Consider the following 23,356-nt stretch of genomic DNA (forward strand, 5'->3'; position numbering starts at 1 on the left):
GGTGGCAATGCGACTCTGTCTGCAACTTGTGGGCCAATTATCCTATCGATTCATGGTGACTGACTAGTAGCTATCGCGAGGATTTGCAACACCGCCATGCGTCAAAAGGCGCGGTTTTATGTGCTGCTTAGCGTTGAACAGTGCACTAGAAGCCGATCGTCGAATCCGTGATCGAGCGGCGCCGCGGGCATGGCCGCAGGGGAGCGGCGGCACCAGGGGCTGAGGCAAGGGCCCGGCAGGCAGCACAGCCTCAGCCTCTCAGATCTTCCACTTTTCGAGCAGTTTTTCAGGCCGCAGGCTGTCGTAGCCCTCGAAGGGCTGGTGGATCCAGGGGTTGGTGGGCAGGAACTCGACCGAGTACTCGGGCGTGAAGACGGAGACGCCCTTGGTCCAGATCACCGCGCTGCGCAGCTCGGTGATGGGTTTGTACTGGGTCCTGAGGTTGTGGATCACGGCCTGCAGCGTATGGCCCGAGTCGGCCAGGTCGTCCACCAGCAGCACGCGGCCCGCAATTTCGCCTTGCGGCGTGGTAATGAAGCGAGCGATGTCTAGGTGGCCGCGCACCGTGCCGGCCTCGGCACGGTAGGAGCTGGTGGACATGATGGCCAGCGGCTTGTCGAAGATGCGCGAGAGAATGTCGCCGGGCCGCATGCCGCCGCGTGCCAGGCACAGGATGGTGTCGAATTCCCAGCCCGACTGGTGCACCTTGAGCGCCAGCTTCTCGATGAGGTTGTGGTACTCGTCGTAGCTCACGTAGAGGTGCTTGCCGTCTTCGGTCAACATGCGTTCTGCTCCTGAAATAATAGCTGCCAGCGCTTTATCTACCTGCGCTAGTGCAGTGTTCGATGCTTGGCGGCACCAATAAAAGCGATGCGTTTTGGCGCAGGGCAAGGCGCAAACCACAGCGATAGCCGTAGCTATCGCGAGGATTTGCAACGCCGCCATGCGTCAAAAGGCGCGGTTTTATGTGCTGCTTGGCGTTGAACACTGCGCTAGAGGCCGATTTTGCTTGTAAGAATCTGGGCTCACCCGGCCAGGAACGGATGGCGCGTCATGATGGTGTGGTCGCGGTCCGGGCTGGTGGAGACGAGGTCGATCGGCACGCCCGTGACCTGCTCGATGCGCTGCAGGTAGAGGCGCGCGTTGACGGGCAGTTCATCGTAGTGCGTGACGCCCACGGTGGACTCGCTCCATCCTTCCAGCGTTTCATAGACCGGTTTGCAGCGCGCGATCTCGTCGGCGCCCATGGGCAGGATGTCGGTCTGCTCGCCGTCGAGTTCGTAGCCCACGCAGAGTTGCAGTTCCGCCAGGCCATCGAGCACGTCGAGCTTGGTGATGCACAAGCCCGACAGGCCGTTGACCTGCGCGCTGCGCTTGAGCAGCGCGGCGTCGAACCAGCCGCAGCGGCGGCTGCGGCCCGTGGTCACGCCCTTCTCTGCGCCCACGGTGGAGAGGTGGTAGCCCACGGTGCCGGGCGTCTGCCAGTCCAGCTCGGTGGGGAACGGCCCGCCGCCCACGCGCGTGCAGTAGGCCTTGGTGATACCCAGGATGTAGTGCAGCATGCCCGGGCCCACGCCCGCACCCGCAGCGGCGTTGCCGGCCACGCAGTTGCTGGAGGTGACGTAGGGGTAGGTGCCGTGGTCCACGTCCAGCAGCGTGCCCTGGGCGCCTTCGAACAGCAGGTTGGCGCCGTTGCGGTGCGCGTCGTTGAGCTCGCGCGAGACGTCGGCCATCATGGGCTTGAGCAGCGCGGCCTGGTGCATGGCCTCGTCGTAGACGGGCTGGAATTCGATGGCGGGCGCGTGCAGATAGCCGGTGAGGATGAAGTTGTGCAGTTCCAGCAGTTCGCGCAGCTTGGCGGCGAAGCTCTCAGGGTGCTTCAGATCCTGCACGCGCAGGGCGCGGCGGGCGATCTTGTCTTCATAGGCCGGGCCGATGCCGCGGCCCGTGGTGCCGATCTTCTCGATGCCGCCCTTTTCGCGCGCGGCCTCGCGTGCGATGTCCAGCGCGGCGTGGAACGGCAGGATCAGCGGGCAGGCCTCGCTGATGCGCAGGCGCGAACGCACTTCGATGCCGGCCGCTTCCAGCCCGGCGATCTCCTCGAACAGCTTGGGCACCGACAGCACCACGCCGTTGCCGATGTAGCACTTGACGCCGGGGCGCATGATACCGCTGGGGATCAGGTGCAGCGCCGTGCGCACGCCATTGATGACCAGCGTGTGCCCCGCGTTGTGGCCGCCCTGGAAGCGCACCACGCCCTGCGCGCTTTCGGTGAGCCAATCCACGAGCTTGCCCTTGCCTTCGTCGCCCCACTGGGTGCCAACGACGACCACGTTGCGGCCTGCTACCTGCGAGCTAGTCTTTTTCATCTGGGTATCGGAGAAGTTCAAATGGGTTGTACGAGCCACTGCCCGTCGCGGCTGACGAGCTCGCGGTCGCAGTGGAATTCATCGATTTCGCTGTCGTGGCCCGGCAGCATGCGGACCACGGTTTCGCCCGCGCGGCGCAGCGCGACGATGGCCGCGCGCAGGTCCGCCGCATCGTTCCAGGGCGCGCGGATGGCCGCACGCAGTGGGCGCGGCGGCACCACGCCGACGATCTGGCGCAGGTCCAGGCTGAAGCCCACGGCCGGGCGGTTGCGCCCGAACACCGCACCTACCTCGTCGTAGCGGCCCCCGCGCACCAGTGCGTCGTTGGCGTGCGGGGCATAGACTGCGAAGCGCGCACCGCTGTAGTAGGCATAGCCGCGCAGGTCGGCCAGGTCGAACGACACCTTGACGTCCTGCAGGTGGCGCGCGAGCCATTCGAGCTGGTCGAGCGCGCCGTGCAACTCGTGCGAGGGCGGCAGGCTGCGGCGCGCCTCGGCCAGCACCTGCGCATCGCCGTAGAGCCGCAGCAGGGTCTGCAGGCCCTCACGCGAGGTGGAGGGGAAGCTGCGCGTGAGCGCTGCCAGCTCGCTCGCGTCCTTGGCCGCCAGCGCAGCATGCACGCGGCCCAGTTGATCGGCATCCGCCAGCACCCCCGCGAGCAGCGAGCGCACGATGCGTGCATGGCCCAGGTCGATGATGATGCCCTCGACCTGCGCGGCGGCCAGGCAGTCGCGCGCCAGGGCCAACGCCTCGAGGTCGGCTTCGAGGCCGGCATGGCCATAGATTTCGGCGCCGAACTGCAGTGGCTCGCGCGTGGCGTGCGGGCGGTCGGGCAGCGCATGCAGTACCGGGCCGCAGTAGCACAGGCGCGCCACGCCCTGGCGGTTGAGCAGGTGGGCATCGATGCGGGCAACCTGCGGCGTGGTGTCGGCACGCAGGCCCATCATGCGGCCCGAGAGCCGGTCCACGAGTTTGAAGGTTTGCAGGTCGAGCGCTTCGCCGGTGCCGGTGAGCAGGGATTCGAGATGTTCGAGCAGCGGCGGCATGACCAGCTCGTAGCCGTAGCCGCGCGCCGTGTCGAGCAGGTCGCGGCGCAGTTCTTCGATATGCCGGGCCTCGGAGGGCAGCACATCGGCAATGTGATCCGGCAGTACCCAGGCAGACATGGAAAAGGGCGTGCTGTTAAAAAAGCGATTCTACCGGCTTGCAAAACCGCGGCCAGGCGCCGCGGCTCAGGCCAGCAGGGCCAGAAGCAGCAGCCCGAACACAATGGACAGCAACCCGACGAAGCGGATCTGGCCGTCACGCAACTGCAGGATCTGCAGGAAGACGCGGCGCCATGCCGCGGGCGACAAGAACGGCAGCGACCCCTCGATCACGAGGACCAGGGCCAGCGCCGTCCAGAAGACGTCGCTGCTGTCCAGGTTCACTTGCGGGCAGGCGCAGCGGGCACGGCAGCGCCGCGCAGGCTCTTGAAGAAATCGGACGAGCCCGGGTCCACCACCATCACGTCGCTCTTCTTGTTGAAGCTGGACTTGTAGGCTTCGAGGCTGCGGTAGAACTGGGCGAACTGCGGGTCGCGGCCGAAGGCATTGGCGTATTCGCGCGCTGCCTCGGCATCACCGTCGCCCTTGATCTTCTGCGCGTCGCGGTAGGCGTTGGCGATGATCACCTCGCGCTGGCGGTCGGCGTCGGCACGAATCTTTTCGCCTTCTGCCGCGCCAGTGGAGCGCAGTTCGTTGGCCACGCGCTTGCGCTCGGCCTCCATGCGGCGGTAGACCGCCTCGGTGATCGCCTCGACGTAATCGACGCGCGTGATGCGCACGTCCACCACATCCACGCCCCAGGGCTTGCCGCCCTGGACGGCCTCCTGCACCTCGCGCTTCACGTCGGCCATCAACGCCTCGCGCTTGGTGGAGATCAGTTCCTTGACCGTGCGGCGGTTGATTTCTTCCTGGAAGGCGTTGCGCACCACGCGGTTGAGCTGCAGGGCGCCAGCGCCTTCGTCAAGGCCCACGTTGCGGATGTACTGGGACGGATCGGTGATGCGCCAGCGCACGAACCAGTCGATGACGACGCGCTGCTTTTCCGCCGTCAGCATCGACTCCGTGTCGGTGCTGTCGAGCGTGAGCAGGCGCTTGTCGATGTACGACACGGTCTGGAACGGCGGCGGCAGCTTGAAGTTGAGGCCGGGCTCGGTCACGACCTCCTTGATCTGGCCGAGCGCATACACGACGCCGAACTGGCGTTGGTCCACGACGAACAGCGTGGAGCTCAGGAGCGCCAGCAGTACCAGCAGCGAAGAGAGGATGAAGCCTATTCTGTTCACACGAAGCTCCTAGCGCGATTCACGGTCGCGGGTGCGTCCGGTATCGCGCGTACGCGCGTCCCCCGAAGGGTAGGCGGAGGATGGCAGGGGCGGGATGATCGATGACGAAGCCGCGCCAGGCTGCACGTTGCCGGCATCGGTGGACGACGCAGGAAGCGTTTGCGCCTGTTGCTGCATGATCTTGTCGAGCGGCAGGTACAGCAGGTTGGAGCCTTGCCGCACGTCGACCAGCACCTTGGTCACGCTGCTGTAGATCTGCTGCATCGCGTCGGTGTACATGCGGTCGCGCGTGACCTGCGGCGCCTTCTGGTATTCCGCCAGCACGGAGCTGAAGCGTTGCGCGTCGCCGTCGGCCTGGGCCACGATGCGCGCCTTGTAGGCGTTGGCCTCTTCCGTGAGCCGCGATGCCGTACCGGCGGCTCGGGGCACGACGTCGTTGGCATAGGCTTGCGCCTCGTTCTTGGAGCGCTCGCGCTCCTGGACTGCCTTAAGAACGTCGTCGAATGCCGCCTTCACCTGCTCGGGCGGATTCACGCCGCCCTGCTGCAGATTGATGCCCACGACTTCGATGCCGACCTTGTAGCGATCGAGGATGGTCTGCATCAGGGCTCGCACACGCGGCGCGATCTGGTCGCGCTCCTCGGCCAGCACCGAGTCCATCTTCATCTTGCCCACGACCTCGCGCACGGCGGTTTCGGCGGCCTGCACCACGGCATCCGACGGGCTCTTGCTTTCGAACAGGTAGGCGCGCGCGTCGTTCAGGCGGTACTGCACGGCAAACTTGATCTCGACGATGTTTTCGTCCTCGGTCAGCATGGCCGACTCGCGCAGCCCCGTGGACTTGACGACCGAGTCGCGGCCGATGTCCACCGAACGCAGTTGCGTGACATAGACCAGTTCGTGGCGCTGGATGGGGTAAGGCAAGCGCCAGTTGAAGCCCGCGCCCACGGTCGACTTGTACTTGCCGAACTCGGTGATGACCGCCTGCTGGCCTTCCTGCACGATGAAGAAACCCGTGCCGAGCCAGATCAACACCGCAATGGCGGCGATCAGGCCGATGCCGTAGCCCGCGCTTTTCATGCCGCCGGGCGGGAAGCCACCGCCGGGTGCCCCACCCGCCGGACCACCGCGCCCGCCGGGCCGCTTGCCGAAAAGCCCGCCGAGCTTGCGGTTGAGGTCGCGCCACAATTCGTCCAGATCGGGCGGCTGCCCGCCCGGACCGCTATTGCGGCCACGCGGGTCGGGCTGCTGGGGCGGCTCCCCTTCGGAGCGCTGGCCGCTACCAGGGGTAGGGGTGTTGTCATCACTGCGCCCCCAGCGCGGATCGTTCAGATTGAACATGCCCCGAAGCCGCCGTGGGAGCACAGCCCACCGATGGGCCGGTAAATGCAGGTTCATGCGCTTTTGGTCTCTTTGGATTGGTTGCCGGGGATTGTGCCCAATCAGGACAGCACCTCGCCCAATTCAGCAGTATGCCCAAGGGGCATATCCGCCTGCGGCGCAATATGCATGGCCTGCGCAGCCAGGGCTTCCCGCAGCGCACCCAGGCCGTCGCCCGTGCGCGCGCTCACGAAAACCCGCGACACGGGCTGGCCATCGAGGTCATACGCGTCCCGCAGCACGAGCGGGCGCTGTGCCTCGGGCATTGCGTCGAGCTTGTTGAACACCAGCATTTGCGGCACGCGTGCGGCCCCGATCTCCGACAGCACGCGCTGGACTTCAGCGATCTGCTCGGGAAACGAGGGATTGGAGGCATCCACCACATGCAGCAGCAGGTCGGCATCCACCGCCTCCTGCAGCGTAGCCTGGAAGGCATCCACCAGCATGTGCGGCAGGTCGCGAATAAAGCCCACGGTGTCCGACAGTGACACCTTGCGCCCGTATCCCGCAGCATCGCCCAGGTAGAGTTGCCGCGTGGTGGTATCGAGCGTGGCGAACAACTGGTCCGCCGCGTAGGCCCGCGCCTTCACCAGCGCATTGAACAAGGTCGACTTGCCGGCGTTGGTGTAGCCCACCAGCGAGATGTTGAAGGTTTCCCGGCGCTCGCGCTGGCGGCGCTGGGTGCCGCGCTGCCGCCGAACCTTCCCTAGCCGCTCCTTGGTGCGCCGAATGGCATCGCCGATCATGCGGCGGTCCAGTTCGATCTGCGTTTCGCCAGGACCGCCGCGCGTGCCGATGCCGCCACGCTGGCGCTCCAGGTGGGACCAGCGGCGGACCAGCCGCGTGCTCAGGTACTGCAGCCGCGCCAGCTCCACCTGCAGTTTGCCATCGTGGCTGCGCGCGCGCTGCGCGAAGATTTCGAGAATCAGCAGCGTGCGGTCGTTCACCGGCAACTCCAGGTGGCGTTCCAGGTTGCGCTGCTGCGCGGGGCTCAGCGACTGGTCGAACAAGACCTCGACGGCGCCGTGCATCTGCGCCAGCGTGCGGATCTCGTCGGCCTTGCCGCTGCCCACGAACAGGGCGGCATCCGGGGCGCGACGCTTGCAGGTCAGGCGTGCCACCGGCTGCAGGCCTGCAGTCTGGGCCAGAAGGCCCAGCTCTTCCAGATCGGCATCGAAATGGGGCAGACCGAAGTCGACCCCGACAAGCACCACGGGTGCAGGAAGGGAAATATCGGACGAACTCAAATCGGGGAAACCAGGTGAGGCGCTACGCCCGAATACCTCGTCAGCATGCCGACGGGCTGCGCGGATGTAATCAGGCGCCGCCCTCTGCGTCGGTCGCGTCGGCGGTGGAGAAACTCACCGCGCGGCCAGGCACAATTGTGGAAATGGCGTGCTTGTAAACCATCTGCGTGACGGTGTTGCGCAGCAGGACGACATACTGGTCGAAGGATTCGATCTGCCCTTGCAGCTTGATGCCATTGACGAGGTAGATGGAGACCGGGACATGCTCGCGGCGCAGGGCGTTGAGGAAGGGGTCTTGAAGAAGCTGGCCTTTATTGCTCACGATATTCTCCGTGTTCAAGAAATGTTGTTGTAAAGCGTCACCTTACCACAGGCCGCCGGCGGCGCAATCGAACTGGCGGGCAAAGTCCTTAAAGAACGGCGGGGCGAAACACCCCCAACAGTGGCTACTGTCCGCCCTTGTCGGCATAAGGGTTGTGGGATGTCTTCATTTCGATGCGCAGGGGTGTGCCGACCAGGTTGAATTCCTTGCGGAAACGCGCCTCCAGGAAGCGCTTGTAGGCGTCAGTGACATGCTCGAGCGAATTGCCATGGATGACAATGACCGGAGGATTCATGCCGCCCTGATGTGCATACCGCATCTTCGGCCGGAACATGCCCCCGCGCTGGGGTGCCTGGAACTGCACCGACTCCAGCAGCAGGCGTGTGAGCACCGGCGTGGACATCTTGCACATGGCGGACTTGTAGGCCTGCACGATCGAGAGCCACAGCGGCCCCAGCCCCAGCCGCTTGCGCGCCGAGATGAAATGCAGCGGCGCGAACTTCAGGAAAGCCAGGCGGGTTTCAATCGCCCGCTCGACCAACTGGCGCTGGTATGCGTCGACGGCATCCCACTTGTTGATGCCGATGACGACCGCGCGTCCGCTTTCCAGGATGTACCCGGCGATGTGGGCGTCCTGGTCCGTCACGCCCTGGGTCGCATCAAGCAGGAGCAGCACGACATGGGCCGATTCGATGGCCTGCAGGGTCTTGACAACGGAGAACTTCTCGATCGCCTCGAACACGCGGCCCTTGCGGCGCAACCCCGCCGTGTCGATCAGTTCGAAGCGCTGGCCGTTGCGCTCAAAAGGCACACTGATGGCGTCGCGCGTAGTGCCCGGCATGTCGAAGGCCACGAGCCGTTCCTCGCCCAGCCAGGTATTGATGAGCGTGGACTTGCCCACATTGGGGCGGCCCGCGACGGCAAGCTTGATGGCGCCGCGCTCCGCGCCGTCGATTTCAACGTCATCCTCGGGCTCGGGCAGGTTCAGTGCCTGCAGGGCCAGTTCCACCAGGCTGCGGATGCCCTGGCCGTGGGCTGCCGAAATGGGATGGACATCGCCGAGCCCCAGTTCGTAGAACTCGCCCAACTGGGCTGCGTCGCGCATGCCCTCCGCCTTGTTGGCCACGATCAGGCAGGGCTTGCCAAGGCGCCGCAAGTAGTTCGCGATGTCATGGTCCTGCGCGGAAAGTCCGCCGCGCACGTCGACGATGAAAAGCACCACGTCCGACTCCGCCACGGCCTGCTGGGTCTGCCTGGCCATTTCGCGGTAGATGCCGGCGTCGGCATCGGGTTCGAAACCGCCGGTATCGATGACGATGTATTCGTGCTTGCCCTGGCGACCATTGCCATAGTGGCGGTCACGCGTGAGCCCTGCGAAATCGGCCACGATGGCATCGCGCGACTTGGTCAGGCGATTGAACAATGTCGACTTCCCGACATTGGGACGACCCACGAGGGCGATGACGGGTTTCATGGCGATGGGCGGCGCATTTCCAGCGACGGCTCGGGCTTCATCCCGGGCGGAACCCGTAGACATTGCCGTTGCGCGTTACCACCACCAGCGTATCGTCGGCTGTCACGGGCGCAGAGGCAATAGGCGAGCCATCCGTGGTCAAGCGATTGAGCGGCGCGCCATCCTCGCGCGACAGCAGATGAACCAGGCCGGCGTTGTCACCGATCACGACCGAGCGCCCCAGCAGCAGCGGCGCGGTCAACTGGCGGTACTGCAGACGCTCGGAGGACCACGCACGCTCGCCATCGGTGCGCCGCCATGCCACCACGGTGCCATTGTTCTCCGTGCCGAAAACCATGGCGGCATCGCCGTCGATGCCGCTGAAGCCATTGGCCGGCTTGGTCCAGAGCATCATCCCGCGCGACGTGTCGACACAGCCGATCGCCGCCTGGAACGCCCGGGCGCAGACACTCGAGCCGACACGACTGACTGGGGCGACCAAATCGACCAGGCGCTCGACATCGTTGGTTCCGCGCGGACTGGCAATCGGCACTTCCCAGCGCACGGTTCCATTGCCGGGGTTCAAACCCGCCAAGCGGCCCGAAAGCCCCGTCACCAGCGTATCGCGCACGGCCATCAGCACACCAGCCTGACGCAGCACCAAGGGCTCGCCCGGTCGTTGCTGGCTCCACAAACGCCGCCCGGTCTGCCCGTCGAAGGCGCTGACAGAACGGTCCGCCGTCAGCACGAAGACGCGGTTGCCTGCGACCAGCGGCGCCGCATACGCCTGCGCCGGCAGTTTTGCGCGCCACAGCTCGCGTCCAGCCTCGACGGCGACGACATCATTGCCACGCGTGACGACCGCCCCGATCTTCCCATCGCTGCCCACACCCGCTGCGATCGGTGCGCCTACGTTCAGGCGCCAGAGATCGCGCCCAGTGCGGGCATCGACCGCGGCCATGGTGCCATCGCTGGATGCCAGGAACACCACCGGGCCGTTGACATGCACTTCCAAGGGGAATTGGACTTCGCCGCCGATACGGGACGACCATGCCTGGCGAATGCCAAAGATGGGAACGTTGGCACCCAGTTCGGCCGGCTTGGGCTTGGACGCGCCACCGAACAATGAGCACCCGGCAAGCGACAGTACCAGCATCGCCACCGCGAAGCGTGCAGTGGCATTTCCCCAGGCGTTCAAAGTCGAAAAGGACGGCTTTCTCACGATTGGGCTCCCGGAATTGCGGCCTGCGGATCGACGCCCAGCGCGTTGAGCTTGACTTCGACGAGGCGACGGTATTCGAGGCGGTCATCCAGGTCCTTGTAGGCCTGCGTGAATGACTGGATGGCCTCGGCCTGCTTGCCTTGCAGCAGATAGATGTCGCCCTTGCGGTCGGCCACCAGGGGCGCGAACGAAGCGGGCACGCTGCCGCCCAGTTGGGCCAGGGCCTGGTCGTAAGCCTGCTGTTGGATCAGCACGCCAGCCAGACGCAGCCGGGCCAGCGCCGCCAGCCCGTCGTCCCCCGACTTCTCCGCCACCCAGCCCAGCGTAGCCTTGGCAGCGTCGAGTTGGCCCTTCTCGAAAAGAACCTTGCCAGCCAGCAGGCCGGCTTGGTATGCGTAGGCAGTGCTCGGGTATTTGTCCTTGATGTCGCCGAAAGCCTGTTCAAGGCGCGCAGTGTCGCCAGCCTTGGCCGCCGTGTCGATCGCGTCGAAGAGGGCAGATGCCTGCACGGCCTGCCGGTTCTGCCAGAACTGGTAGCCGTTCCATGCTGCAAGGGCGCCGAAAGCCAGCACAAGCAGCGCGGTGATCAGCGTGCCATAGGTATTCCAGAAATGCTTGAGCTGGTCGATCTGCTCTTGTTCTTCAAGGTCTAGATGTTGTGCCATGGCGTAATCAGTTGGAAGCGGGCGATTGTAGGGTGGCGGCCCAAGACCCGACATCCGCCAGCGGGTATGTGGTCTGCACGCCGCTGCCGTCGCGCAGCGCTTTGACGGACACTTCGCTGCGCAGCAGTTCGTCGGGGCCGAAGATCAGGCCGAAGGCAGCGCCACTGGCATCGGCCTTCTTGAACTGCGACTTCATGCTGCCCATGCCTTCCGCTCCCGCCGCGTGCATCTGCACGCGCACACCAGCCTCGCGTAGGCGCTGCAGTACCTGGAGCACCACGGGCATGGCCACCGCGTCGGGCACGATGGCATACGCATCGGGCGTCGGCAGGGGGACGGGGGCACCGAGTTCCTTGACCAGTTCGAGCACGCGCTCGACGCCCAGGGCCCAGCCCACTGCCGGCGCGGGCTTGCCGCCGATCTGTTCGATGAGATAGTCGTAGCGCCCGCCAGCGCATATCGTGCCCTGGGCGCCGAGCCGGTCGGTGACGAACTCGAAGACCGTGAGGTTGTAGTAGTCCAGGCCGCGGACCAGCCGCGGGTTGACGGTCCACGGCACGCCATTCGCATCAAGGATGGCTTTCAGCGCATCGAAGTGCGCCAGGGACTCCTGCCCCAGGAAGTCGATGAGCCGCGGCGCGCTCTCCACCACCATCTTCATCGCGGGGTTCTTGGTATCCAGGATGCGCAGCGGATTGCTGTGCAGGCGCCTGCGCGCCTCCTCGTCGAGCAACGCCGCATGTTGCTCGAAGTGCGCGATCAATCGGGCGCGGTGCTGCGCACGCTCGGCAGGCTGGCCGAGGCTGTTGATTTCGAGCCGCCAGTCGGCCAAGCCCAGCCGCTTCCATAGAGCCACCGCGAGCAGGATAAGTTCGGCATCGACATCAGGCCCGGCGAAACCGAGAGCTTCCGCACCGATCTGGTGAAACTGGCGGTAGCGGCCCCGCTGCGGCTTCTCGTGACGGAACATGGGGCCCATGTACCACAGGCGCTTGCCTCCGTCGTAGAGCAGATTGTGCTCGGTCACCGCGCGTACCACGCTGGCCGTGTTTTCGGGGCGAAGCGTAAGGTGTTCGCCATTGAGCCTGTCCTCGAAGGAATACATCTCCTTCTCGACGATGTCGGTCACCTCGCCGATACCACGCACGAAGAGCTGCGTATGTTCCACGATGGGGGTACGTACGTTGCGGTAAGCATAGGCCGCCATCAACTCCCGCACGATCGCTTCCAGCCACTCCCAGCGGTAGGACTCGGCGGGAAGTACGTCGTTCATCCCCTTGACCGCAGCCAGCTTCTCCTGCCGGGCAGCGTCTTTCTCTATCGTCATAGTGTTCTCATGATGAGGAAGCAGCGGCGGCGCGCGGGACGCCCCTCGCCGCTCAAGCCGTCTCGCTGCCGAAACGCTTCTGGATGTATTGCTCGACAAGCTGGTGAAATTCGGCGGCGATATTGTCGCCGCGCAGCGTCAGGGCCTTTTCGCCGTCGATGAACACCGGGGCTGCAGGCGCCTCGCCCGTGCCGGGCAGGCTGATGCCAATGTCGGCATGCTTGCTTTCCCCTGGCCCATTGACGATGCACCCCATCACGGCGACCTTGATTTTTTCCACACCAGGGTACTTGCCACGCCATATGGGCATCTGCATGCGCAGGTAATCGTCGATCTGCTTGGCCAGTTCCTGGAACGTGGTGCTCGTCGTGCGCCCGCACCCCGGGCAGGCCGTGACGCTGGGCACGAAAATCCGCAGGCCCAGCGCCTGGAGGATTTCGGAGGCGATCACCACCTCCTGCGTGCGGGCTTCGCCCGGCTGCGGGGTAAGCGATACGCGGATGGTGTCGCCTATGCCTTCCTGCAAGAGAATGGACAGCGCCACGCTAGATGCGACCGTACCCTTGGTGCCCATGCCCGCCTCGGTCAGTCCCAGGTGCAGGGCATAATCACCGCGGCGCGCCAGTTCACGGTAGACCGAGATCAGATCCTGCACGCCGCTCATCTTGCACGACAGGATGATCTGCCGCTCTTCCATGCCCATCTCCTCCGCGCGCTGCGCCGATGACAGGGCCGAGGTGATCAGTGCTTCGTACATGACCTGCCTGGCATCCCATGGCGCAGCACGGCGGCTGTTGGCATCCATGAGCCCGGCGAGCAGTTCCTGGTCCAGGCTGCCCCAGTTGACGCCGATGCGGATCGGCTTGCGCCAGCGCATGGCCGCCTCGATCATCTGACCGAACTGCCGGTCGTGCTTGTCGCCCTTGCCCACGTTGCCGGGATTGATGCGGTACTTGGACAGCGCCTCGGCACACGCGGGGTGTTCGCTGAGCAGCCGGTGGCCGTTGTAGTGAAAGTCGCCCACCAACGGCACATCGATGCCCATGCGGTCGAGCTGGTCGCGGATATGTGGCACTGCTTCTGCGGCCTCTGGCGTGTTCACGGTGATACGCACCAGTTCCGAGCCCGCCTGCGCCAGTTCTTTGACCTGGATGGCGGTACCGATCACGTCCACGGTATCGGTGTTCGTCATGGACTGCAAGCGTATCGGCGCATCCCCCCCCACCGTCACCGTACGCGCCCCCCATGCCACCGATGCCTGCCGGCTGCGCCGCGGACGGGGCGATGCAGCCTCGACGGGCTGCTGCGGGAACATGGACTGATTCTCCACTTTCACTTCACCTCGAAACGGGCTACGTTCTCGCGCATCACGGGCGCCAGATCGAACGCCTTGCCGCGCACCTGCACATCGGTTACATCCGCGCGACCGATAGTCACAGCCAATGGCGGTGCAACAGCCACGTCTGCGCTTTCTCCCGCACCCAGGGTACGTTGCAAGGCCACCGCACCCGTACCGTCGACGACCTTGATCCAGGAATCCGCGCGCGCCTTGAAAGAAAGCGTCGGCGCCGCGGCAGCGGCACCGGCATTCGCGGCGCTATCGATCTTGGCCGGCGTCGCACTGTCTGTCGTTTCAACTCGCCCATCCGCAACAGCAGGCGATGCAGCCCTGGCGACCTGGTGCGCTTCAGGCATCGGCGGCGAGACGTCTGCAGGAGAGGCTGCAACAACTGCAGGCGGTACTGGCGCCGCTTCGCCCGCCACGCTGCCCTCTGAAGCACTGGCGCCCGGTGCAGCAGGCTTTTCCACGGTCGTTCCGCCAAGCAGCGTCTGCGCAGCGCCGCTGGTAACCGTCAATTCAGGCTTGACGTACGGCCACACAACCAGAACGGCCACACCTATGAGCAAAAACAGCACCGCCCACACCATAGGTTTGGACGACGGTTCAGCCAAGGCGCTTTTGGAAAGCATCTTGTCGGACTTGAAGGGTGCGTTGAGGCCTGCATAGTCGGAGGAAAGGCGCGGCACTGGCGTCTGCGGCAAGAGTTCCAGTATGGGGCGCCCATCGATCTTCAGCGTGCGGGCCACGCTGGAGGCCAATGCGCGGACGAAAACGGCATCCGCCGATTGCGCAAGCCGATCATGCTCAAGAGCCTCCAGTTTGGAAACCGGCACCTTGAGCGCAACGGCAAGCGCGGCAATGTGCACTCCTGCAGCTTCCCGGGCCTGTTTCAGCAACTGCCCTGCCGTCGCCGCACCCGGAGCCAAGGCAGCCGCCGAGGAAGACCAGGACTCGGACACGGAATCATTCATCGAAGGCCCCACGGTCAAAAGACGCCAATTCCTTGGAATCAGGAAAGCGCTTGCGCAATTGATCGACTAATTGCTGCATGGCAACGCGATCACCCACACTGCGCTCCACCTTGACACCCAGCCAAAGCGTCTCCGCGTTCGCATATTCGCTGTTGTTGATCCGCCGGATATAGAACTGGGCCCGCGCGTTCTCCTGGCGCTCGAAAAGCAGCAGCGCCAGATTGTAGCCCGTAATGGGATTGCCGGCATCAAGCTCATAGGCTTTGGACAACGTGCGCTCGGCTTCGGCCCGCAAACCGGCGCGCATCTGGCACAGACCCTGCGTCATGAGGGTCTTGGGCCGCGACCCGTATGTCGGATTGGACAACGCACGCTGGAAGAACTGGTCTGCCTCGCTGTAGCGTTTCTGCTCGCACAGCAGCCAGCCGTAGTTGTGCTCCGCGTCCGCATCGGATGCGTTCAACGCGATGGCGCGCTTGAACCCCTCCTCTGCAGAAGGAAAGTCGCCCAATCGCATATAGACTAGGCCACGGAGGTTGTAGGCCTCGCCATAGCTCGGGTCGATGGCCAGCGACTGCTTCACCTCGTCCAATGCCACTGAAGTCTGGCCATGGTCGAAATAGCTCGATGCCAGCTCCAGACGGATGCGGGCGCGCCTGCGCACATCGGGCTCGTCCGAAGGTGTCACGATCTGCGACTGCGGCGCCGGGCCTTGCTGCGTCGTCACGGCGCATCCCGCCAGAAACACTCCACATGGCAATGCGCTCAGGAAGAGCAATGCCCACTTGCCCGAGCATTCCCAACACCTGGGGAACCACACCATATTCACGCCCCTTTGATTTCGGTTGTGACTGCCACAGGCCGGAGCCTCACGCTCCGCTGCTGCGCCATGCGCTCGACAACCCGCGTGCGGTCTTTGACGTCGCCGGCCAATTGCCCGCACGCCGCATCGATATCGTCGCCGCGCGTCTTGCGAATCGTCGTCACGATACCAGCATCGCCGAGGATTCTTGCGAAAGCCGCAACGCGATCAAGGGGTGAACGGCTCAGGCCCGAAGCGGGAAATGGATTGAAAGGGATCAGGTTGAACTTGCACCAGACACCCTGGCCCGCATGGGCGCGAACCAGCGCGATGAGCTGCTGCGCGTGCTCGATGGAGTCGTTGACGCCATCGAGCATGCAGTACTCCAAAGTGACGAAGTCGCGCGGCGCATGAACGAGGTAGCGGTTGCAGGCGTCGAGCAGTTCCGCCAGCGGGTACTTGCGGTTCAGCGGCACGAGTTGGTCGCGCAACACATCATTGGGTGCATGCAGCGACACCGCAAGGGCTACGGGGCAATCCTGCGCCAGCCGGTCCATCATGGGCACCACCCCTGATGTGGAGACCGTCACCCTTCGCCGCGACAGGCCGTAGCCATGGTCGTCGAGCATGCTGCGCAAGGCCGGCACGAGCGCGCCGTAGTTCTGCAGCGGCTCGCCCATGCCCATCATCACCACGTTGGAGATGACGCGTTCGTCTCGTCCCAGATGCTGGCGCAGGAAATGCTCCGCGAACCAGAGTTGCGCGATGATTTCACCGGTGGACAAATTGCGGCTGAAACCCTGGTGGCCCGTCGAACAGAACCGGCACCCCACCGCGCAGCCCGCCTGCGAGGACACGCACAAGGTGCCCCGGTCGTCTTCAGGGATGAACACCGTTTCGACGGCATTGCCATCACCCACGTCGAACAGCCACTTCATCGTGCCGTCACCCGAGGCGTGCTGCGAGATGACAGGCAGCCCGCGTATGAAGGCCGTTGTTTTCAGCTTCTTGCGCAACGATTTGGCAAGATCGCTCATCGCGTCGAATTCACTGGCGCCGCGCTGATGAATCCATCGGAAAAGCTGCGTCGCACGGAAGCGCTTCTCGCCCAACTGCTCGCAGAAGGCTGCGAGCCGCTCAAGATCGAAGTCAAGCAAATTGACGAGCTGGGACATGCCGCCTCCGTGCTGTGCCTTGCGCCCTTTTCCCTCTCAGCCCGCACTGCTGCGCAGCAGCCGTCCGAAGGGAACGGGCCTCAGCGCGAATAGACGTCCAGAGCAGGAAAGAAAAACGCCACCTCGACCGCCGCCGTCTCAGTCGCGTCGGAGCCGTGGACAGCATTGGCGTCGATGCTGTCGGCGAAATCGGCGCGGATAGTGCCGGCAGCAGCCTTCTTGGGGTCGGTCGCCCCCATCAGTTCGCGGTTCTTCAAAATGGCGTTCTCGCCTTCGAGCACCTGCACGAACACCGGGCCGGAGATCATGAAATCGACGAGATCCTTGAAGAAAGGCCGCTCCTTGTGCACCGCATAGAACTGCTCGGCCTCCAGGCGCGAAAGCTGCACCATGCGCGCCGCGGCGACCTTCAGTCCTGCAGCCTCGAAACGGGAAACTATCTGACCGATCACGTTCTTGGCGACGGCGTCTGGCTTGATGATGGAGAGCGTGCGTTCGATTGCCATGGTGGATCTTCCTCAACTTTTTGGATGAATACGGAACTTGCGCCCTGTGGGAGCAAAGTCTTTGATTTTATCTTGAATGCATGGCCGCTTTACGGCTTGCCCGAGATGCCCGGGCCAGCAAGCAGGCGCTTACCGTCCCCAACCGCCCCGCCGGGTGCCATTGCGCCGCGCGCCGCCACCCTGGCCATTCTGGCGCTGGCGCGAAACCCCATCCGCACCGATATAGCCCAGCGAGGTCTTCATGGGGTCGGGCTGCCCACCATTGGGCTGCCTGCCCATGCTGTCACGCTTTGCATCGCCTGCCGGTTTGCCCCCCCGGGGAGGCTGTCCGTTGCCCGCAGGGGCCCCGCGAGGACTGCGGCTGCTACGGTGGTCATCGCCCATCGTCTCCTGGAAGCGGCCTGCATCCAGGCCAACCGCCTGCATGAGCGCACGGATCTCGCGCTCGTTCAACTCGATCCAGAAGCCGCGCCGCAAACCGCGCGGCAGCGCCATTGCCCCATAGCGTATGCGGATCAGACGACTCACTGCATGTCCGACAGCTTCGAGCATGCGCCGCACTTCGCGATTGCGCCCTTCGGAGATCGTCACGCGATACCAGCAGTTCGCACCCTCCCCACCGCCGTCTTCGATGGAGCCGAACTGTGCCATGCCGTCGTCGAGCGCGATGCCGTCGAGCAGGCGCTGCTTTTCCTCGTTGCTGAGCGCTCCCAGGACGCGCACCGCATATTCGCGCTCCAGGCCGAACCGCGGATGCATCAGGGTATTGGCAAGTTCACCGGAACTGGTGAGCAACAGCAGGCCTTCGGTATTGAGGTCGAGCCGACCGACCGACTGCCACTTTCCTTGCGGCAGGCGCGGCAGCTTGCGGAACACGGTCGGACGGTTCTGCGGGTCGTCGTGTGTAACAACCTCGCCAGCCGGCTTGTGGTAAGCGATCACGCGCGGCGGCGGCGGTGCGATGCGCAACCGGATCGGCTTGCCGTTGACTTTGACCTGGTCGCCGAACTGGATGCGCTGGCCGATATGCGCAGGCTCGTTGTTGACGGAGATGCGGCCCTCGATGATGAGTTGCTCCATCTCGAGCCGCGAACCCAGGCCGGCCTGTGCCAATACCTTGTGCAGCTTCGGCGTTTCGGTTTGCGGCGCCAGCACGCGCTTGGGCCGAGCAGTGGCATCGGCACTGGTTTCATCGGCATCGAACCGGCCCGACACCACGTCGACAAACCTCGTGGGGGGCGAAGCATCTGGAGGAGAATCGACCAACGCATCGTCCGGGCCTTGCGCATCCGGATTCGAAAGCAATGGCACAGCCGGAGCGCCCTTGGCCTGCAACTTGTGCTTACGAGGCGCGTCCACCGAGGGTATCGGCTCCGGATCGGTCCCATCAAGGGGCACTGCATTGTCTGTCGTGGATTCGTTCATGAATGGATTCCGTCATCGGCGTGTCCGGCGCCGTCGGTCGTTGATGCGGGAAGGTCTGCAACCGCATCGCCCGGACGCGCCTCCTCAGAAAGCACAGCCGCTTCAGCCATGGGCAGACCCTGCTGCGCTTCGTCGGCAACGGGGAGTTCCTCCTGCAGCACATCGAGCAAGGCACCTTGTTGCGCAGGACTATCCAGTTCGGGCAATTGCTCCAGCGATTGGAGCCCCAGATCGTCTAGGAACTGGCGCGTGGTGGCGAACAGGGCCGGCCGGCCCACCGTCTCGCGGTGGCCGATCACCTCGACCCAGCCGCGGTCCTCCAATTGCTTGACGATCAGGCTGTTGACCGTCACGCCACGGATGTCCTCAATGTCGCCCCGCGTCACCGGCTGGCGGTAGGCGATGATGGCCAGGGTCTCCAGCGTGGCCCGCGTATAGCGCGGCGGCTTCTCGGGATGCAGCCGGTCGAGGTACTCGCGCATCTCGGGCCGGCTCTGGAAGCGCCAGCCCGATGCCACCTGAACCAGTTCCACGCCGCGCAGCGTCCACTCCTGCTGCAGTGCAGCCAGCATGTCCTTTATGGTGTCGGCACCCAGCGCATCGTCGAAAAGCACGCGCAAATCCCGCAGCGGCATGGGCTGGGCTGCGCAGATCAATGCGGTTTCAAGGACGCGCTTTGCGTCCGCGGTGTTCATGGTCGATGACTCGTAAAGAAGCGCCGCTGGCGCGGTACGGCACGGTGGAGTAGCTCGAAGAGTACGGCGCGGGAGGCGGAAAACGCCTTGCGCGGAACCGGCGCAACCAAGCGGAAGCCGGCAAAACCGGTTTGCTCAGTCAGCCGTCATGGCCATTGTAGCGCACGCCCCATGCCGCCAAGGCATTGGCAAAGTCCTGCGGCAAGGCAGACGCGAAAACCTGCGGCGCACCGGACACCGGATGCGTGAATGCCAGCCGGTATGCATGCAGCGCCTGCCGCTGCATACCTGCCAGCGCAGCGCCGCCGTACAGCGCGTCGGCCAGCAGTGGATGTCCTATGTGCGCCATGTGCACCCGTATCTGGTGGGTACGACCCGTGTGCAGCGTGCAGCGCACCCAGCACCCCTGCGCGGCGTTCTCCATCAGCTCGATATCGGTGCGGGCAGCCTTACCCGCATGCCGCAGCGGGTCGACCACGGCCATGCGCAGCCGGTTGCGCGGGTCGCGCCCGATCGCAGCGTCGACCCTGCGCTGGACCGGCCCGGTCCACGGGCGGTGCGCCAGCGCCATGTATTGGCGACCCACCGTGCGCTCGCCGATCATGCGTACCAGCGCATCCATGGTGACGCGGTCGCGCGCCACCACCATGAGGCCACTGGTGTCCTTGTCCAGCCGGTGCACGATGCCCCCGCGCGGCAGTAGCGCGGCACGGGCATCGCGCGCCAGAAGCGCATTGAGCAGTGTGCCGCTCCAGTTGCCTGGCGCCGGGTGGACGACCAACCCAGCCGGCTTGTCGACGACCAGCAAATGGTCGTCCTCGAACACCACGGAAAGCGGTATCGGCTCAGGGCGGAAAGCCTGGCTTTGCGGCGTGGGCCGCAGCGAGACCGCCACCTCGTCGCCGAGCTTGATCCGCACCGCACTCTTGGACACAACGGCGCCGTTTAAGCACACAGCCCCTTCCTCGATCAGTTTCTGCAAATAGCTGCGCGAAAATTCGGGCACCGTATCGCCAAGAGCCCGGTCCAGGCGCTGGCCATGCTGGCCTTCGCCCATGGCGACGACCCGCCGCTCCTCGTCTGTGTCCGGGGGGCCGTCGTCCTCGGGGAATGCATCCATGGCAGCATGTAACTGCATCGCAGGGGGCGTCGATATAATCGTCCGGCTCGTTTTCAAGAAGGTTGTCCGTGATGCTTCGCGCGAAATTATCGGCATTGTCCACCGTGGTCGTAGCATGCGCCGCAGTGCTCTTGGGCGGCTGCTCCACCACCGATGTGGACAAGACCGCCAACTGGAGCCCGAACCGTATCTACTCGGAAGCCAAGGACGAACTGAGCAACGGCTCCTACGACAAGGCCGTTCCATTGTTCGAAAAGCTCGAAGGCCGCGCTGCCGGCACGCCGCTGGCCCAGCAGGCACAGCTCGAAAAGGCCTATGCGCAATACAAGGGCGGCGAAAAGGCGCAGGCGATCGCCACGCTGGATCGTTTCCTGAAGCTGCATCCAGCCAGCCCGGCCGTGGACTATGCGCTCTACCTCAAAGGGGTCGTCAACTTCAACGACGACCTGGGCTTGTTCTCTGCGTTGTCGCGCCAGGATCTGTCGGAGCGCGACCAAAAGGCTGCGCAAGAATCCTACGAGGCATTCCGCGAGCTGACGAACCGTTTCCCTGAATCCCGTTACACACCCGATGCCCGCCAGCGCATGGTCTACATCGTGAATTCGCTGGCGCAGTACGACGTGCATGTGGCGCGCTACTACTACCGGCGCGGGGCCTACGTGGCGGCCATCAGCCGGGCGCAGTCGGCGCTGGCGGAGTACCGCGACGTGCCGGCGCTCGAAGAGGCGCTCTACATCCTGATCCAGTCCTACGATGCGCTCGGCATGGCGCAGTTGCGCGACGACGCGCGCCGCGTCATGGATGCCAGCTACCCCCAGAGCCAGTACCTGACCCGCGGGTTCAGGGCCAATTCGGATCCGTGGTGGAAGCTCTGGTGAGCATATCCAGCGCCGCGTCGCTTTCCTCCTCGGTCTGAATCCGCCGCATGGGCGGTAGCGCCGACAGCAGGCGCTGCCCATAGCCCATCGTCAGCAGCCGGGTATCGCCGATCACCAGCATGCCGCTGTCGGTTTCGCGCCGTATCAGCCGGCCAGCGCCCTGTTTCAGCGCCACGGCGGCTTCTGGCAACGCATAGTCGCGAAAAGCGCTGCGGCCTGCCTGCTCCAGCCGCTGGGAGCGCGCCTCTACCAATGGATCGCCCGGCGGGGGGAACGGCAATTTGTCGATGACGACCAGTTGCAGCACCTTGCCTGGCACGTCGAAGCCTTCCCAAAAAGAGGCCGATGCCACGAGCACGCACCCGGGCCGACCTTGCGTAGCACCTTCGCGGAAGCGCTCCATCAGCCGGCGCTTGGGCCACTGGCCTTGCAGCAGCACATCGACACCCCCTTCCCGGAAGGCATCCTGCAGATAGTCACCCATCGTGCGCAGCGCCTTCAGCGTGGTCGTGAGCACCAGCGTACGCCCCCCCAGGCGCCGCACCGCGACGGCAATCCAGCGGGCCAGCGCCTGGCTGTGGCCAGGGTCTGAGGGGAGCGGCAGGCCGCGCGGAATATAGAGGCTCGCCTGTCGGGCATAGTCGAAGGGACTTTCCACGCGCAGTATCTGCGCCTGGGTCAGGCCACAGGGTTCGGTGAACCAGCGCAGTTGCGCATCGCCTCCCAGCGTGGCCGAAGTGAATATCCACGACTTGCCGTCACCCTCGGCGCTGCCAGCATCCGTCGAAGACGCAGCGCTGTCGGACGGCAGCCGCAATAGGCGCTCGTGCATGGCCTGCGCGATGTCCAGCGGCGACTCGACAATCCGCAATTGCGGATTGCCGACATCCAGCCACCGCACGGCATCCGTAGCGCATGGGCCCGCAAAGCGCGCGAGCTTCGCCAGCAGTTCACGCGCCCGCTCGCGCAGGCGCACGAAGTCCGGCGCCAACTCCGATACCGTGTCCAGCGCAACCTGCACATGCTCCAGCGATTCCTGCAGGGCCTGCAGGGCCGTGTGCCACGCGTCGGCATCCACGTCGTCGGGTACCGCGCCGGTCCACCGCAGCTTGGCGCCATTCGAGGCCCGCCCGACGGCCAGCCGCAGGTCGCGCGCAGCCCGGTCACATTCTGCCGCCAGCGCATTCCATGGCGCCAGGCCGCGTGCGAGTTGCAGGCCCGCGCCGAGCAGGTCGCGCGCAAAGTCCAGCAACTGTCCCGTGGTCAGTTGCGCACCGAGAAACTGCACGCCGGTTTCATTGATCTGGTGGGCCTCGTCGAACACCACGACGCGCACACTTGGCAGCAGTTCGGCCATGCCGGACTCGCGCACGGCCAGGTCCGCGAAAAAGAGATGGTGGTTGATGACCACCACGTCAGCGGCCAGGGCCTCGCGCCGCGCGAGGTTGACGTGGCACTGGCGAAACCGTGGGCATTGGGAGCCCACGCAGTTCTCGCGCGTGGAGGTCACCCAAGGAATCACGGGCGAGCGTTCGTCCAGCCCTGGCAGTTCGGCCAGGTCGCCGGTGCGCGTGGTGCGCGACCATTCTTCGATCCTGGCGAGAGCGCGCAGGACGGCGGTCTCAGGCACACCCATGGCCTGGCGCGCGGCTTCCATGCGGTGCAGGCATAGATAGCTGCCGCGCCCCTTGAGAAGCGCCGTGCGTACCGGCATGCCCAATACCTGAACCAGTTGAGGCAGGTCGCGCGCAAAGAGTTGGTCCTGCAACGCCTTGGTCGCCGTGGACAACAGCACGCGCTCGCCGCTCAGCAAGGCAGGAACGAGATACGCGAAGGTCTTGCCGACACCCGTGCCTGCCTCGACGACCAGGGCACCCCCTTGCTCGATGGTGCGCGCAACCGCCTGCGCCATATCCGTCTGTCCCTGCCGGGGCATGAAATGGACATCGGCACGCGCCAGCGGGCCATCGGCGGCGAAGGCCGCACACACCGCGGCTTCGAGTGTCATGCGGCCCGCCCGGCCCGGCATGCAAAGCGGCAGTGAAAGTCCTGACGCCTGCGTGCGGGCGAATGAAACAGAGATGTCAGGAAAAAAGCCACGATAAGTAAACGCGCTGAGCGTATGTTC

General features: G+C 64.9%; 22 protein-coding genes. 1 reads left to right on the plus strand and 21 read right to left on the minus strand.

Translation table 11 applies throughout. The features are described 5' to 3' along the window. Window positions 1–258: 258 nt before the first annotated feature. The 20 genes from PY257_RS09575 to PY257_RS09670 all read right to left on the minus strand — a co-directional run bounded on the left by PY257_RS09575 (window position 259) and on the right by PY257_RS09670 (window position 20,350). Window positions 259–783: a phosphoribosyltransferase gene (locus PY257_RS09575; protein WP_275741149.1), complete on the minus strand. Its 525-nt coding sequence runs from the start codon at window positions 781–783 to the stop codon at window positions 259–261. Between the two features lie 242 nt (window positions 784–1,025). Next, window positions 1,026–2,369: an adenylosuccinate synthase gene (locus tag PY257_RS09580; RefSeq protein WP_275741150.1), complete on the minus strand. Its 1,344-nt coding sequence runs from the start codon at window positions 2,367–2,369 to the stop codon at window positions 1,026–1,028. A gap of 17 nt (window positions 2,370–2,386) precedes the next feature. After that, on the minus strand, window positions 2,387–3,535 hold the full coding sequence (locus PY257_RS09585) for an ATP phosphoribosyltransferase regulatory subunit (RefSeq protein WP_275741151.1): 1,149 nt from the start codon (window positions 3,533–3,535) through the stop codon (window positions 2,387–2,389). 66 nt (window positions 3,536–3,601) lie between these two features. Next, the gene (locus tag PY257_RS09590; RefSeq protein ID WP_275741189.1) at window positions 3,602–3,793 is read right to left on the minus strand and encodes a DUF2065 domain-containing protein; all 192 of its coding nucleotides are present in this window, start codon (window positions 3,791–3,793) and stop codon (window positions 3,602–3,604) included. A gap of 2 nt (window positions 3,794–3,795) precedes the next feature. After that, window positions 3,796–4,698, minus strand: coding sequence for a protease modulator HflC (gene hflC / locus PY257_RS09595; protein ID WP_275741152.1), 903 nt, complete (start codon window positions 4,696–4,698; stop codon window positions 3,796–3,798). Window positions 4,699–4,707: 9 nt separating this feature from the next. Then, on the minus strand, window positions 4,708–6,096 hold the full coding sequence (hflK, locus tag PY257_RS09600) for an FtsH protease activity modulator HflK (protein ID WP_275741153.1): 1,389 nt from the start codon (window positions 6,094–6,096) through the stop codon (window positions 4,708–4,710). Between the two features lie 44 nt (window positions 6,097–6,140). Further along, entirely contained in the window at window positions 6,141–7,325 is a 1,185-nt protein-coding gene (gene hflX, locus PY257_RS09605) for a GTPase HflX (protein ID WP_472924721.1), read from the minus strand. Between the two features lie 70 nt (window positions 7,326–7,395). Continuing rightward, window positions 7,396–7,647 (minus strand): RNA chaperone Hfq, encoded by a 252-nt coding sequence (gene hfq, locus PY257_RS09610; RefSeq protein WP_275741154.1) that lies wholly within the window; start codon window positions 7,645–7,647, stop codon window positions 7,396–7,398. A gap of 124 nt (window positions 7,648–7,771) precedes the next feature. Then, window positions 7,772–9,121, minus strand: coding sequence for a ribosome biogenesis GTPase Der (der, locus tag PY257_RS09615; protein ID WP_275741155.1), 1,350 nt, complete (start codon window positions 9,119–9,121; stop codon window positions 7,772–7,774). A 37-nt stretch (window positions 9,122–9,158) separates the two neighbouring features. Further along, on the minus strand, window positions 9,159–10,298 hold the full coding sequence (gene bamB / locus PY257_RS09620; RefSeq protein ID WP_275741193.1) for an outer membrane protein assembly factor BamB: 1,140 nt from the start codon (window positions 10,296–10,298) through the stop codon (window positions 9,159–9,161). A gap of 20 nt (window positions 10,299–10,318) precedes the next feature. Then, window positions 10,319–10,987: a YfgM family protein gene (locus tag PY257_RS09625; protein ID WP_275741156.1), complete on the minus strand. Its 669-nt coding sequence runs from the start codon at window positions 10,985–10,987 to the stop codon at window positions 10,319–10,321. A 7-nt stretch (window positions 10,988–10,994) separates the two neighbouring features. Then, window positions 10,995–12,314 (minus strand): histidine--tRNA ligase, encoded by a 1,320-nt coding sequence (gene hisS / locus PY257_RS09630; protein ID WP_275741157.1) that lies wholly within the window; start codon window positions 12,312–12,314, stop codon window positions 10,995–10,997. Between the two features lie 52 nt (window positions 12,315–12,366). Then, entirely contained in the window at window positions 12,367–13,629 is a 1,263-nt protein-coding gene (ispG, locus tag PY257_RS09635) for a flavodoxin-dependent (E)-4-hydroxy-3-methylbut-2-enyl-diphosphate synthase (RefSeq protein ID WP_275741195.1), read from the minus strand. Between the two features lie 17 nt (window positions 13,630–13,646). Further along, entirely contained in the window at window positions 13,647–14,615 is a 969-nt protein-coding gene (locus PY257_RS09640; RefSeq protein WP_275741158.1) for a helix-turn-helix domain-containing protein, read from the minus strand. 4 nt (window positions 14,616–14,619) lie between these two features. Then, entirely contained in the window at window positions 14,620–15,450 is an 831-nt protein-coding gene (pilW, locus tag PY257_RS09645) for a type IV pilus biogenesis/stability protein PilW (protein ID WP_275741197.1), read from the minus strand. 2 nt (window positions 15,451–15,452) lie between these two features. Beyond that, window positions 15,453–16,604 (minus strand): dual-specificity RNA methyltransferase RlmN, encoded by a 1,152-nt coding sequence (gene rlmN / locus PY257_RS09650; protein ID WP_275741159.1) that lies wholly within the window; start codon window positions 16,602–16,604, stop codon window positions 15,453–15,455. An 80-nt stretch (window positions 16,605–16,684) separates the two neighbouring features. Next, a complete protein-coding gene (ndk, locus tag PY257_RS09655; protein WP_275741160.1) occupies window positions 16,685–17,110 on the minus strand; it encodes a nucleoside-diphosphate kinase in 426 nt (141 codons plus the stop codon). Between the two features lie 129 nt (window positions 17,111–17,239). Beyond that, complete coding sequence (locus tag PY257_RS09660; RefSeq protein ID WP_275741161.1) at window positions 17,240–18,535, minus strand: pseudouridine synthase; 1,296 nt, start codon at window positions 18,533–18,535, stop codon at window positions 17,240–17,242. Beyond that, entirely contained in the window at window positions 18,532–19,230 is a 699-nt protein-coding gene (gene scpB / locus PY257_RS09665) for an SMC-Scp complex subunit ScpB (protein ID WP_275741162.1), read from the minus strand. The genes PY257_RS09660 and scpB overlap by 4 nt, the downstream gene beginning before the upstream one ends. Before the next feature lie 139 nt (window positions 19,231–19,369). Then, a complete protein-coding gene (locus PY257_RS09670; RefSeq protein ID WP_275741163.1) occupies window positions 19,370–20,350 on the minus strand; it encodes an RluA family pseudouridine synthase in 981 nt (326 codons plus the stop codon). A gap of 71 nt (window positions 20,351–20,421) precedes the next feature. Between PY257_RS09670 and PY257_RS09675 the strand changes: the two genes are divergently transcribed. Further along, window positions 20,422–21,228 carry an outer membrane protein assembly factor BamD gene (locus tag PY257_RS09675; RefSeq protein WP_275741198.1) on the plus strand — a complete coding sequence of 269 codons (807 nt, stop codon included), beginning with the start codon at window positions 20,422–20,424 and terminating at the stop codon, window positions 21,226–21,228. Here PY257_RS09675 and PY257_RS09680 read toward each other — a convergent pair. Continuing rightward, on the minus strand, window positions 21,191–23,236 hold the full coding sequence (locus PY257_RS09680; RefSeq protein ID WP_275741164.1) for a DNA repair helicase YoaA: 2,046 nt from the start codon (window positions 23,234–23,236) through the stop codon (window positions 21,191–21,193). The two genes, PY257_RS09675 and PY257_RS09680, sit on opposite strands and share 38 nt — an antisense overlap. Between the last annotated feature and the right edge of the window lie 120 nt (window positions 23,237–23,356).

The organism is Curvibacter soli (assembly GCF_029211125.1).
Taxonomy (GTDB): domain Bacteria; phylum Pseudomonadota; class Gammaproteobacteria; order Burkholderiales; family Burkholderiaceae_C; genus Curvibacter_A; species Curvibacter_A soli.

What these genes read in the sequence shown, in the direction of transcription:
- PY257_RS09575 (WP_275741149.1), bottom strand. Translation starts at nt 783, where the DNA reads ATGTTGACCGAAGACGGCAAGCACCTCTACGTGAGCTACGACGAGTAC.
- PY257_RS09580 (WP_275741150.1), bottom strand. Translation starts at nt 2,369, where the DNA reads ATGAAAAAGACTAGCTCGCAGGTAGCAGGCCGCAACGTGGTCGTCGTT.
- PY257_RS09585 (WP_275741151.1), bottom strand. Translation starts at nt 3,535, where the DNA reads ATGTCTGCCTGGGTACTGCCGGATCACATTGCCGATGTGCTGCCCTCC.
- hflK (WP_275741153.1), bottom strand. Translation starts at nt 6,096, where the DNA reads ATGAACCTGCATTTACCGGCCCATCGGTGGGCTGTGCTCCCACGGCGG.
- der (WP_275741155.1), bottom strand. Translation starts at nt 9,121, where the DNA reads ATGAAACCCGTCATCGCCCTCGTGGGTCGTCCCAATGTCGGGAAGTCG.
- PY257_RS09625 (WP_275741156.1), bottom strand. Translation starts at nt 10,987, where the DNA reads ATGGCACAACATCTAGACCTTGAAGAACAAGAGCAGATCGACCAGCTC.
- hisS (WP_275741157.1), bottom strand. Translation starts at nt 12,314, where the DNA reads ATGACGATAGAGAAAGACGCTGCCCGGCAGGAGAAGCTGGCTGCGGTC.
- ispG (WP_275741195.1), bottom strand. Translation starts at nt 13,629, where the DNA reads ATGTTCCCGCAGCAGCCCGTCGAGGCTGCATCGCCCCGTCCGCGGCGC.
- pilW (WP_275741197.1), bottom strand. Translation starts at nt 15,450, where the DNA reads ATGGTGTGGTTCCCCAGGTGTTGGGAATGCTCGGGCAAGTGGGCATTG.
- rlmN (WP_275741159.1), bottom strand. Translation starts at nt 16,604, where the DNA reads ATGTCCCAGCTCGTCAATTTGCTTGACTTCGATCTTGAGCGGCTCGCA.
- ndk (WP_275741160.1), bottom strand. Translation starts at nt 17,110, where the DNA reads ATGGCAATCGAACGCACGCTCTCCATCATCAAGCCAGACGCCGTCGCC.
- PY257_RS09660 (WP_275741161.1), bottom strand. Translation starts at nt 18,535, where the DNA reads ATGAACGAATCCACGACAGACAATGCAGTGCCCCTTGATGGGACCGAT.
- scpB (WP_275741162.1), bottom strand. Translation starts at nt 19,230, where the DNA reads ATGAACACCGCGGACGCAAAGCGCGTCCTTGAAACCGCATTGATCTGC.
- PY257_RS09670 (WP_275741163.1), bottom strand. Translation starts at nt 20,350, where the DNA reads ATGGATGCATTCCCCGAGGACGACGGCCCCCCGGACACAGACGAGGAG.
- PY257_RS09675 (WP_275741198.1), top strand. Translation starts at nt 20,422, where the DNA reads ATGCTTCGCGCGAAATTATCGGCATTGTCCACCGTGGTCGTAGCATGC.
- PY257_RS09680 (WP_275741164.1), bottom strand. Translation starts at nt 23,236, where the DNA reads ATGACACTCGAAGCCGCGGTGTGTGCGGCCTTCGCCGCCGATGGCCCG.